The organism is Mesorhizobium sp. M4B.F.Ca.ET.017.02.2.1, assembly GCF_003998955.1.
GTDB lineage: Bacteria > Pseudomonadota > Alphaproteobacteria > Rhizobiales > Rhizobiaceae > Mesorhizobium > Mesorhizobium abyssinicae.
In genome coordinates, this window is sequence record NZ_RZOF01000192.1 from 1 (window position 1) to 11,907 (window position 11,907).

11 protein-coding genes are annotated in these 11,907 nt (G+C 62.5%); 1 reads left to right on the forward strand and 10 read right to left on the reverse strand.

Going from position 1 to position 11,907, the window contains the following annotated elements; translation table 11 throughout:
• The 7 genes from EN738_RS21255 to EN738_RS21285 all read right to left on the reverse strand — a co-directional run.
• On the reverse strand, positions 1 to 231 hold a 231-nt coding region (locus EN738_RS21255), incomplete at its 3' end, for an ATP-binding cassette domain-containing protein (RefSeq protein ID WP_127285427.1).
• Between the two features lie 2 nt (positions 232 to 233).
• Positions 234 to 1,328 carry a BMP family ABC transporter substrate-binding protein gene (locus tag EN738_RS21260; protein WP_189340614.1) on the reverse strand — a complete coding sequence of 365 codons (1,095 nt, stop codon included), beginning with the start codon at positions 1,326 to 1,328 and terminating at the stop codon, positions 234 to 236.
• Positions 1,329 to 1,354: 26 nt separating this feature from the next.
• On the reverse strand, positions 1,355 to 2,734 hold the full coding sequence (locus tag EN738_RS21265; protein ID WP_127285429.1) for an amidohydrolase: 1,380 nt from the start codon (positions 2,732 to 2,734) through the stop codon (positions 1,355 to 1,357).
• A 1-nt stretch (position 2,735) separates the two neighbouring features.
• Positions 2,736 to 3,395 carry a glutathione S-transferase family protein gene (locus EN738_RS21270; RefSeq protein ID WP_127285430.1) on the reverse strand — a complete coding sequence of 220 codons (660 nt, stop codon included), beginning with the start codon at positions 3,393 to 3,395 and terminating at the stop codon, positions 2,736 to 2,738.
• The gene (locus EN738_RS21275) at positions 3,392 to 4,237 is read right to left on the reverse strand and encodes an aromatic ring-hydroxylating dioxygenase subunit alpha (RefSeq protein ID WP_127285431.1); all 846 of its coding nucleotides are present in this window, start codon (positions 4,235 to 4,237) and stop codon (positions 3,392 to 3,394) included. The genes EN738_RS21270 and EN738_RS21275 overlap by 4 nt, the downstream gene beginning before the upstream one ends.
• Positions 4,234 to 4,884, reverse strand: a complete 651-nt coding sequence (locus EN738_RS21280) for a Rieske 2Fe-2S domain-containing protein (RefSeq protein WP_127285432.1) — start codon at positions 4,882 to 4,884, stop codon at positions 4,234 to 4,236. Before EN738_RS21280 ends, EN738_RS21275 begins: the two co-directional genes overlap by 4 nt.
• 149 nt (positions 4,885 to 5,033) lie before the next feature.
• Complete coding sequence (locus EN738_RS21285) at positions 5,034 to 5,267, reverse strand: acylphosphatase (protein ID WP_127285433.1); 234 nt, start codon at positions 5,265 to 5,267, stop codon at positions 5,034 to 5,036.
• Positions 5,268 to 5,629: 362 nt separating this feature from the next.
• On the opposite strand from EN738_RS21285, the gene EN738_RS21290 reads away from it, so the two are divergent.
• A complete protein-coding gene (locus EN738_RS21290; protein ID WP_127285434.1) occupies positions 5,630 to 5,854 on the forward strand; it encodes a hypothetical protein in 225 nt (74 codons plus the stop codon).
• A gap of 319 nt (positions 5,855 to 6,173) precedes the next feature.
• Here EN738_RS21290 and EN738_RS21295 read toward each other — a convergent pair whose 3' ends face one another.
• From EN738_RS21295 to EN738_RS21305, 3 genes are all read right to left on the reverse strand, one after another.
• Positions 6,174 to 7,184, reverse strand: a complete 1,011-nt coding sequence (locus EN738_RS21295) for a GlxA family transcriptional regulator (RefSeq protein WP_127285435.1) — start codon at positions 7,182 to 7,184, stop codon at positions 6,174 to 6,176.
• Positions 7,185 to 7,383: 199 nt separating this feature from the next.
• Positions 7,384 to 9,444 (reverse strand): response regulator, encoded by a 2,061-nt coding sequence (locus EN738_RS21300; protein WP_127285436.1) that lies wholly within the window; start codon positions 9,442 to 9,444, stop codon positions 7,384 to 7,386.
• 10 nt (positions 9,445 to 9,454) lie between these two features.
• Positions 9,455 to 11,907: response regulator (locus EN738_RS21305; RefSeq protein ID WP_127285437.1), on the reverse strand; the 2,453-nt coding region annotated here is incomplete at its 5' end.

An 11,907-nucleotide genomic window follows, 5' to 3' on the forward strand; every position in this document is an offset into this window, starting at 1 on the left:
CGCATCCGCGGGGGAAGCGAGGGCCAGGGGTTCGCCTTTCCAGATCACCGTTCCAGCGTCGGGCTGCTCGACGCCGTAGATCAGCTTCATCAGGGTCGACTTGCCCGCTCCGTTTTCGCCAAGGATCGCGTGGATCGAGCGCGGAGCCACGTCCAGATCGATGTCTCGATTGGCATGGATCTGGCCGTAGCTCTTGGAGATGCCGCGCAGCGACAGGAGCGGGACGGTCATGGTCACTTGGGCAGCGGCGTGGTGACACCCTTGACGTGCCAGTCCATGGCCACGATCTCGGCCTCGGTCATCGTCTTGCCGGCGGGGACGCCCTCGCTCCCATCGGCCTTGGCGATCGGACCGGCAAAGGGCGAGAAGCTGCCGGCGGCGATCTTGGCTTCGACCTCCTTGATCCTGGTCATCATGTCGGCCGGGATGCCCGGGTTCCAGTCGACAACCTCGACAACCTTGTCGCCGACACCCAGGAAAGCGTTGGCGCCCTTGAAGTTGCCGGCGATGTGGGCGTCGACGGAGGCCTTGAAGAAGGGCGACCAGTCGGTCGCAACACAGCCGAGATAGGTTTTTGGCGCGTATTTCTTCATCGACGAGTTGAGATTGAAGGCGGGGACGCCGGCCTCCTCGCAGGCCGAAATGACCGAGGGCGTGTCCTGCGCGTTGGAGAAGATCACGTCGCATTTCTGCGCCAGCAGCGCCTTGGCGGCCTCCTGCTCCTTGGCCGGATCGAACCAGGAGTTCACCCATACGACCGAAACCTCGACATCGGGCTTCACCGCCTGCGCTCCGAGCGTGAACGCGTTGATCGAAGTGATCAGCTCGGGAATGGCGAAGGCGGAAACCGAGCCGAGCTTGCCGGTCTTCGAAAGCGCGGCTGCCGCCATGCCCATCAGGTAGGTGCCCTGGGAATATTGGGCCGCGAAGGGCGAGAAGTTCGGCGCCACCTGGAAACCGGAGGCATGCAGAACGGTGACGTCCGGATTGCGGCGCGCGATCTGCAGGGCGCCGTTCTGGTAGCCGAAGGAGCCGGCGATCAGGAACTTGTTCCCGTCGGCGATCGCCTTGTTCATGATCCGGTCGGCGTCGGGTCCTTCCTGTATGTTCTCGATGATGGTCACCTTCACCTTGTCGCCATAGGCCGCCTTCACCGGCTCGAGCCCGTCGGCAAGCGCCCGGCCCCAGCCGACATCGCCGACCGGCGACGGGACCACCAGCACGATGCCCAGAGGTTCGTCGGCTGCAAGCGCCCGGCCGCCCAGCGTTGCGGCCAGCCCGGTGGCGGCCGCGCCCTTCATCAATGTTCTGCGGGTAAGATTTGTCAGCATGTCGGTTCCCCTTGTTTTGGTTGCTAGAATTCCACCGTGGCGAGCGCCGCCTCGGCTTGCGCGAAAAGCCGGGCCTCGTCGAGCCCCGGGAATTCGCCCTTGGCCCAGACGATGCGGCCGTTGATCATGGTCATGTCGGTGGGCGCGCCGATGCCGACCTTGGCCAGCAGGCTCAGCGGATCGTGCCTGGTGCCGACATAGTCCATGCGCCGCGTGTCGATGGCGAAAAGGTCGGCGGCCATGCCGGGCGCCAGCCTGCCGATGTCGCGGCGCCCGAGCAGCGCCGCGCCCCCGGTCGTCGCATAGCCGAGAAAATCGGCCGGCGGCGGAACCGGATGGCGCCGTGTCGATGCCGCCAGGCATTGCAGCATGTAGGCGGAATGGATGCAGTGCATCAGGTTGGAATTGTCGTTCGAGGCGGCACCGTCGCAGCCCAGCCCCACATTGAGCCCGAAGGCCGACATCGCCGGGATGTCGGTAATCTCGGCGCCGACGAGATAGACCGGCTCCGGGCAGTGCGCGACGCCGGTGCCGCTCGCGGCCATCTTGCGCAGCTCGTCGTGGGTCAGTTCCCAGCAATGGGCATAGAAGGCATCCGGCCCGCAGAAGCCGATCTCGGTGCAATAGTCCACCGTGCGCATGCCGTGACGGGCTTCGATGACCGGGCTTTCGCCCTCGCCGACATGGGTATGCATGCGCACCCCGCGGTCGCGCGCCAGCGCCACCGATTCCACGAAGGTCTCGCGATAGCAGTTGACCGGCTGGCAGGGCGCGACGACGAGCTGGCGCATGCTGAAAGGACCGGCGTCATGATAGGCGTCGATCAGCCGGGCACAGTCGGCGATGAACTCGTCCGTCGTTTCCAGCATGGCGTCGGGGATGGTCGAGCCTTGCGATTTCGGCAGCGTGTTGCCGCCGCGTCCGGCATGGAAGCGCATGCCGAGGAGTTCGGCGGCCTCGAACTGCCGGTCGATCAGCCGTTTGCCGGCATGCCGCGGAAAACAATACTGATGGTCGAATGCCGTCGTGCAGCCGTGCTTTATCAACTCGGCCATCGCGGTCACCGATGCGTGGTAGAAGCATTCCTCGGTCAGCCGCGAGAAAACGGGATAGATGCGGTCGAGCCATTCGATGACCGACAGCTTCGTCCAGTCCAGATCGGCGCGGTTGCGGACGAAACACTGGAAGAAGTGGTGATGGGTGTTGACGAGGCCGGGATAGACGAACCAGCCGGCGGCGTCGCGCGCGACGGTCCCGGCGGGCAGCTCCGCCTTGTCGAGGCCCTCGCCGATGGCCCGTATCGCCGGGCCATCGGTCAGGACATCGACATTGCGCCGGACGTCAGGGCCGTTGCCCTCGTCGACGATGACTGCAGCGCAGTTCTTCAGCAAATAGCCAGCCACGTCAGGCCTCGCCGACTTCTGGGACGGGCTCGGGTTTCAACTCGTGCAGCCGGTGGATGCCCGGCATCTCGATGAAGCCATCGATGGCGCGGATCGCCCGCGACCAGAGCCGGATCGCGGGATAGGGATCGAGCGAAACGCCGCCGTCCGGCGCGAGCGCCACATAAGGAAAGCAGGCGATGTCGGCGATCGTCGGCCGGTCGGATGCAAGGAAGCGCTGGCCGCGGATCTGCTGTTCGACAAGGCCAGCCTCCAGCTCCCGCAGGGCCGCTGTCCCCTGCCCTTGGAGGACAGCAATATTGCCCGGACGCAGCAGCATCTCGTGCAGGCGCGCGGCCCCCAGGCTGGCGGTCAGCCGGTGCGAGAAGGAAAGCCATTGCTGGACGCGCGCCGCCTGCCCGGCCGTATCGTTGCCCAGCCATTGCGGCGCCGCCTTGGCGGCGAGGTAGACCAGCATGGCCGAGGATTCGGTCAGGACGAGATCGCCATCTTCCAGGATCGGGATCGAACCCGCCGGGTTCAGCGCCATGAGCTCAGGACCGCGATGCTCGACACCGGGATGGAAGTCGACAGGGCGGATGTCGAGCGTCACCCCGGTCAGCGCAGCCATGAGGCGCACCTTGTAGCAGCTCGGCGAAAGCACGTAGTCGAAGAGCTTCATTGCGCCACCAGTTGCGCGCCGTAGGTGTAGCCATGACGTTTCAGCCAGCGCCGGTAGGCAACCGAGGTGAGGTCCGCTCGCGTCGGGATCTCCATGCCGGGATCCAGCGGCAGCAGCCCCGGAATCTGGTTTTCGAGGATCGACCGGTCCTGGACGAAGATCGTCTGCTGGAAATGGATCAGGTCCGTCATCGGCGTTTCGTCGTCGAACAGCGCCATCCATGGCCAGACGTCGCACAGGTCCTCGGCAAGCGGCTGCACGAAAAGCGTGATGACGTCCCATTCACCCGGGCGCGGCGGGCATGTCTTGTAGAGGATCGAGCAGGTCGGCGCGGGCACGCGATACATGTATTCGGTTGTTATGCCGCCTTCCGCCGACTTGGCGGCCTGTGGCTGATAGAACTTCACCTGGGTCGCCCAAACCTCGTCTTCGTCCTCCCGGATCTCGACCTTGTAGTTCTGCACCTCGGTGTGCGGTTCGGCCCCCAATATGTCGGTGTGCACGAACGGAAAATGCGCGATGTCGAGGAAGTTCTCGACCGCGCGCAGCGGCGAGCAGCGCACACGCACCACCCCGACATCGACGAGCCGGCGGCCCGGCTGATCGGCCTCGGGGATCGCAAACAGCGGCTTTTGCGGGTCGCCGAGCGACGACCAGACATGGCCGTAGCGGATGCAGGCCGGCAGGGCACGTCCGTTGGCGCCGGTGACCTTCGCGTTCCCATCTTCGCCGCGCCCCACCTCGATCGGCTCGCCCATGAGGGCCGTCTTGCGCCCGTGCGCATCAAGCTGGCCGGCAATGCCGACCGGATACCATTCGTCGATCATCGCGTTGCGGGTCATCGGGCGATCCCACCGTGCGCAATATCCTCGGCCGCCCGCCGCAGCGCCTCGGCGGCTCTCGATGCGGCGATACGCTCGGCCTGACTGCTGCCCTCGGCCACCAGAACATGCACCAGCGTCCGCGCTTGCCCTTGCGGAGCAAGCAGCAGGCGGATGGTCGGGGCATTCCCGGCGTAGTCGAGCAGGTCTCCGTCGGCCTTGGTGCCCGCGACCGCCTCCAGCGCCGCGATGTCCGCTTCCACCATCATCGAGCGCAGCGGAGCAAGGCCCTCGAACCGGGGCGGCCCGGCGGCGGGCTCGCCTACGGAAATCCATATGATGCCGCCGCCATCCTCGACGGGCTGCGTCGCGACACGGATCGTGTCCGGTGGCGTCAGTGCCGGATGGGCCGGAATGCGCAGGCAGTTTCCCGCCTGGGCATAGCCCCAGCCGTGGTAGATGCAGGACAGGGTCTCACCGCGCACGAAGCCATGGGAAAGCCGCATGCCGCGATGCGGGCATCTGTCGGCGAAGGCCGCCGCACGGCCGGAACGGCTTCGCCAAAGGGCAACCGGTCCGGCTGGGGATTGCGCCGGCATTACGGTTCCCGCCGCCAGGTCCGCGGAGAGGGCAACAGGCATCCATGAGCCGGTCGGATAGGGCGGCATGCATCAACTTTCAAACGACACCAGCATCTTCCCGAGCGCGGCTTCGCGGTCAAGGACATGCTAATAAGCCCGGTTACGTTTGCACAACATTTCCTCACTGGCAATAATGCCTAAAAAAGGTGCACGCCGCTTCGCAAGCGGCTGCAAACCTAGCCCGATTCGCTCTCGATCGGCGCCCGGCGGATGGCCTCGACCCAGACATCGATTGGTCCAAGGGAGCACCCCATCTCCATCATGTCGATGAGTTCGGCCGGACCGGCAATGTCGAGTTCGATCCGGTCGGGACCGGCAGCGCATATTGCCTGCGCGAGCCCGAGCTTGGCGGCATGACGCTCGATCCACGGAACAAAGGATGCCGCCTCGACATCGCCGAGGATCGTCATGCGCTCCCGCGAAGAACGTGGATTTTGCTCGCCCATCGAGACCTTCATGCTTCGTCCGCGACCGTCGCGGCGGGACAGGATACGACTGTTTCGACTGCTGCACAAAAGATACCGGAAGAAGTTTCCGAAAGGACGGGTTCGCAAGCGTTGCCAGGCAATTTGCGGCTGCAGGAGGCTTCCAGGCGGGAAAGCTAGTGCTCCTGCCGGGCGCCCATCAAACGACCTGACGATCCTAGCCAACGGTACCACCGGCTTCCCGGTTAAACGCGCCCCGCATTGTGACAAGCTGTCGCGCGCCGTGTCGGAACCAATCCAATCGGCACTGGTTTCGATCTTGAAGGGACCGCAACGCGAGCGGAAAGATGGTTGAAATTTACAGCTTGGAAATGGACAAGGCGAGGCAGCGTGCCGGCCGAGCGGAACTGGCCTTGGAACGGGCGGAAGAACTCCTGGATGGTGACGGCAACGTTGCCGTCAATTTGGCCCTGTGCTGCAGGATCAGAGGCGCGCAGCGGCGCGTGAGCGAGGCCAAGGCACGGCTGAGGAAGATTGAGTCCGCCAGAACGGAAAGACTTCGCACCGGTTGACCGAATCCTCCCTGGATTAGCAAATGTAACTGCGGGCGCGGCGGCGGGCGTGGTAGATTGGGATGTGCTGGAGTTCTCCTGGGAGGAGTCGTCCTTGAGTATCGCATCCAAGCTCGCCGCAATGTCGGCGGGGCTGCTCGCCAGGCGTGTAGCCGCCGCTCAACCCACTGCTGCCGTCAAACCCATCCGGTCGTCGCTCGCCGACGTTCCCCTCCGGCGCCAGCCTCTTCCGTTCAAGCCACGACCGCCGATCCGACCTTGCAGCAACATGTGACCTGACGCCGTCACTCGCCGCACTGCTGCGCCTGGTGGCACGAGTCTATCTATCGACAAGGCTCGTGCCGCCGGCAACTGCCGATCTCAATTTGCTCGGCGGCATTCCAAATGTCTCCCGGAAAACCCTGGAGAAATGCGACGCGTTCTCGAAGCCGACTTCGATGGCGATGTCGAGCATCGGCACGCTGGTCTCGAGGAGAAGCTGCTTTGCCCGCTCGAGGCGCACCTTCTTGTAGACGAGCGCCGGGGAGGTTTTCGTGTTCTCCATGAACAAGCGTTCCAGCTGCCTTCGCGACAATCCAACCGATGCCGCGATCTCGGATATCGAGATTGTATTCTCGATATGGTTTTCCATCGCAATCAGCGCCGCCTGAAGCCGCGGATCGTTGCATTCGATCGAGAGCGGCCGGCGCGGCTGGATGTGCAAGGCCGGGCGCGCCTTGTCGATCTGCAGGACCTCGAGCGCGTTTCTCTCGGCGCGTTCGCTGATGTGACGCCTCACGATCGATGCGGCCATGTCCGCCGCGCTGCTGCCGCCGGCGCACGATCCCCTGGTCCGATCGAGGTTGAAGATGCGGTCCGACCTGACTTCGTGATCCGGGAAACGCTGGCGGAATGCCTGGTAGTGCAGCCAGCTGACGCAGGTCCGGTGGAACTTCATCAGGCCGGCGTCCGCAAGCACGAAGGTCCCCGTGCAGACACCGATCAACGGCACTTTGCTGGCGGCTGCCTTCTTGAGATAGCGGACCGTCTCGTCGTCGACCGGGAACTCGGTGTTCAACAGCCCGCCGACGATGACGATATAGTCGAACAGATTTGGGTCCACGAGATCCGATGTCGGCGCGACCTGCACGCCGCAGCTGGAGGTGATCAGGTGCCGAGTGCTGGCCAGAACCTGCCAATCGGCAAAAATGCGGCCCGACCGGTCCGCCTCGTCACTGGCCAGACGCAGCGTATCGACGAACAGGGCGAAGGCTGAAAGGGTGAACGAACGCGCGAGCACAAAGCCGATTTTCAGTCGGCTCACCTCGGCAATTCCGTTCGCGGATTTCATCGATCGTTTCCTTCGCTTCGGCCAGTTGCGGCTTCCAGCCTCGTCGCCAGCGTTGCTATCCTACCTGCAAAACTGTGGCCATGATGCTGGCGGAAAAGTCGCACTGATGCTCCATGAACGACATGACGACCTCAGACTGAAGCGAGCGGACCCCAACCGGTGTGGTGCACGCACCATAGCTGTGGACGCTGGCTTGCTATCAGCTGATCGCGTAGGCAGCGTTGACGCGCAGGATGTTCTCTATGAGGTCCTTTTCGCGAAAGGGCTTGTTGACCAATGGAACATCCGGAGGACGGTTTGCGATAGCGTCGGCGTCGGCGTATCCCGTTATCATCACCGCTGGCCAATTCGAGCGCAGGTTGCGCGCAAAGCGAATTACCTCGACGCCCGACACGAGAGGCATGGCGAAATCCGTGACAATGACGTCGAAGTCGTGGGGTGTCCGTTCGATAATCGCCAGTGCTTCGGCACCACCTGCAGCACAGGTGACTGCGAAGCCGCGTTGCCGAAGAGATTCTGCTGTCAGTTGCCGCAGGCTGCTGCTGTCGTCGATCAAAAGCAGGGACGGAAGCGCCTTTTCAGCCTCGCCCATCACCGGCTCCGCGTCGAACTCGGCCGCATTATCTGCCGGCAACTCTGCCGAACGAGGCAACCAAAGCTCCATCGATGTCCCGCGGCCGACGGCGCTGATAATGCGGAGTGAACCACCGGATTGCTTCATGAAGCCGTCGACGGTGCTGAGGCCCAAGCCGGTCCCCTTGCCGAGCGGTTTTGTGGTGAAAAAGGGTTCGACGACCCTTGCCAGAACATCCGGGGGGATGCCTGCGCCGGTGTCCTTGACCGTAAGGACGACGTAGTCTCCCGCTGTCAAATCTTCCGATGCTGCTGTGATCGTCCGGTTCTGTGCGTGCACTGTAATTGTTCCCCCGGAGGCCATGGCATCGCGCGCATTGAAAACCAGGTTCATCAAAGCCAGCTCCAGTTGGCCGACGTCGACATGAGCGGGCCAAACTGAGTTGTCGACCATCCATTCAAACCGGATCAAGCCTCCCAGTACCGGTGCCACCAGCCCGTTCATCGTGTCCCCCAGCGCCGCAAGACGGACCGCGGCAGGCCTCAGGTTCTGTCGCCGTGAAAAGGCGAGCATGCGCGTGACAAGCTCAGCGCCTTGTTTGGCGGAGCGGCGGGTCAATTCAACGATCTGCTTCCCCTGATTGTCGAGCGTGGCATGCCGCTCGAGCAGACCTAGCCCGCTTAGAATCGCAGCGAGCAGGTTGTTGAAGTCGTGGGCCAGCCCTCCGGTGAGTTTTCCAATCGCGTCCAGGAGCTGAGTTTTCAGGAGTTGATTTTCGAGCTCACGGCGCTCTGTTATGTCGAGCAAGGTGCCAAGGATTTCGGGACGGCGCCCGTCGGCACCTTTCGACACGACGCCCTGGTCCAGAAAGATGCGATATTTGCCGTCGGCGCACTGCCAGCGGAACTCGCATGTGTAGGAGCCTGTTGCTTTTGCCGCCAGCAATGCTTCCCGCACTTTGGGCAAATCGTCCGGGTGCACCCGGCTCAGGCCAAAACGTGGATCGGATGTCAGTCGCTCGGGAGGAAATCCCGTCAGACGTTCGACACCTTTGGTGACAAAACGAGCTGCAAAAGGCGGCTCGGCGGCCCTCGCGTGAAAGCAGACGGGCAATGATCCAAGAATGGCTTCCTGTCGCTCCTCCGCGGTGCGGAGCGATCGCTCGGCTTCAAGCTTCTGTTTTTCGGCCTGCAGGGCCTTCGCCAGCAGCGCCTGCTCGGCAATGGCATTTCGCTGGATTTCGAGCGTCTTCTCGTGAAGCTCGACAAATACGGCCACTTTGGATCGCAGCATGACCGGGTCGAATGGCTTGAACACATAGTCTACCGCGCCGGCGTCGTAACCGCGCAGCATATGAGCGTCTTCCTTGTTGATGGCCGTGAGGAAGATGAGAGGCGTTCGCTTGGACTGCTCGCGTTGGCGGATCAGCGCGGCTGTTTCATAACCGTCGAGACCCGGCATCAGAACGTCCAGCAGGATGACGGCGAAATCCTCCTTCAACAGGCAGCGCAGCGCCTCTTCACCGGATTGCACCGTGACGACCTCCGCCAGCGGAGAGAGGAGTTCGTCAATCGCCAACAGATTTCGTTCGTCATCGTCGACGGCGAGGATGCGTGCTTTGGCAGGGCTGTCGGTCGGCTGCACGATTTCCATTTTTTTCGAACGGATAGGCGACAGCTTTTGCATCGGGCACCTGTCAGTTCACGGACATGAGCAGATTTTGCGAGGTCTCGACCCTCGCTCTGGAACGACCGATCCAGACCCGGAGCAACGCCATGAGAAGGTCGAGATCGACGGGCTTTGCTATATAGTCGGACGCGCCGGCTTCCAGGCACTTCTGCCGATCGCCTTTCATTGCCTTTGCCGTCACCGATATCAGTGGAATGTGAGCTATGGCGGGCGTATTGCGGATTCTCCTCATCGTCTCGTAGCCGTCCATCTCGGGCATCATGATATCGATCAAGGCTGCGTCGACGTCGGAGTTCTCCTCCAGCAACGCTATCCCGTCTCGGCCCCGCTCGGCATGGAGAACTTCGATGTCGTAGGTCTCGAGAACGCTCGTCAGCGAGTAGATGTTTCGGATATCGTCATCGACGATCAGCACTTTTGCGCCAGCGATGTTTGACCTGTTCTCAGCTTGCCCGGGCCCTGCCCCATTGTCCTCGCGCAATCCTCCTGGGAGTGTTGCCGATATGTGGAGAGCCAACTGAGCAAAATTCTCGGCCCGCGGGACATCGATCCAAGCCGGATTGAGCGCCAGCACCTGTTCGATGGCGTCGGAGTGAGGGGCAAAGAACAGAAGCGGCGGCAGCCCGTCTGAAAGCTGGTTGGTAAGCTCATCGAGCGCCTGGGCGTTGTCCTTGGCAGACCTTCCAAGACCGAGAACCACGGCATCGTACGCGGCCAGGTCAATGTCATCTGCAGTCGCCGCGCGACCGATTGCAGTGACCGAGGTGACCCCATCCCGGATGGTTTCGACCAGCGAAAGGCGACGCTCCGGATCGGCGTCTGCGACAAGCACCCGGCGCTGGACACGAAGCTTTCTCGAATGAATATCCTGAAACACCTTCATCAGTTCGTCGGACGACACGGGCTTGGTGGAAATGCTCGATGCGCCCTTGGTGGCCAGGCCTTCGATGTCGTCCGCGCCAGAGATCACATGGATAGGAATGCCGGTGGTCTTCGGATCATGGCGCAGCAGGTCAAAGAGCACCCATCCATCGATGTCCGCCAGCCCGAGATCCAGCGTGATCGCGTCCGGAACCAGCTTGCGGGCCAAGGCCAAGGTTCCGGACCCGGCAGTCGACAGGACACCTTTCAGCCCGGCCGATCGTGCCAGGCCCAGCAGCAGGCCGCCGAAGGTCGGATCATCCTCAACGATCAAAACCACCCTGTCTTCCGCCGAAATGGCGTCGCGGTCGTCCATCAATTCCGCAGACGGCAGACCGGTGGGCGCTGCGGTCGTGGCAATCGCTTCGGTGGCCGGAAGCAATTCCGGCTGCGTCGCGGCCGTAGTCCTTGGACCGTCGATCGGAATGACGAGCGTGAAGGTCGATCCTTTGCCCGGAGTGCTTTCAACCCTGAGTTCACCGCCAAGCAGACGGGCGATCTCACGGCTGATCGAGAGCCCCAGACCGGTTCCTCCGTACTTGCGGCTGGTCGTACCGTCCGCCTGCTGGAAAGCCTCGAAAATCAGTTTCTGCTTGTCTTCCGGAATGCCGATGCCGGTGTCGGTCACCGCAATGGCCAGGGCCCTGGCGGACTGTCTGGCGCCGTTGCGGCGTGCAGTTTTCTCGAGCCGGAAATTCAGGCTGACTTGACCTCCGGACGTGAACTTGAAGGCATTTGACAGCAGGTTGAGGACGATCTGCTGCAGGCGTTTTTCGTCGGTACGCACGGTCTCGGGAAGAGCCGGGTCGACCTTTATGGCAAAGCCAAGTCCCTTGTCGGCGGCGAGCTGGCGGAACGTGCGTTCCATATGCTGGCGCAGATGCGCGACCGGCATGTCATTGATGTCGATCGAGACCGTACCCGACTCGATCTTCGACAAATCGAGGATATCGTTGATGAGACTGAGAAGGTCCGTGCCGGCCGAATTTATGGTGCGCGCAAACTCCACCTGCTTGTCGTTGAGGTTGCCTTGCTGGTTGGTGGCGAGCAGGTTGGAAAGGATCAGCAGCGAATTGAGCGGCGTTCTGAGCTCATGGCTCATGTTGGCAAGGAACTCGGACTTGTACTTTGAAGTGAGCGCAAGCTGCTCAGCCTTCTCCTCAAGCGCCCGCCGTGCCATCTCGATCTCGAGATTCTTGTTTTCGACCTGCTTCTTCTCGTTCTCCAGAAGCTGAGCCTTTTCCTGAAGCTCCTCGTTCGTGGCGTGCAGTTCCTCCTGCTTTTTAGTCAGTTCGGTCTGGCGGGCCTGCAATTCGGACGTCAGCAGCTGCGATTGCTTGAGCAGGCCCTCGGTCCGCATCGTCGCCGCTATGGTGTTGAGAACGATGCCGACGGACTCCATCAGCTGATTGAGAAACGATTGGTGCGTGTCGCGGAACTCGCCGAATGATGCGAGTTCGATGACGGCCTTGACCTCGTCTTCGAACAGAGCCGGCAGAATGATGACGTTGGCCGGCGAGGAGCTGCCCAGTCCGGAGG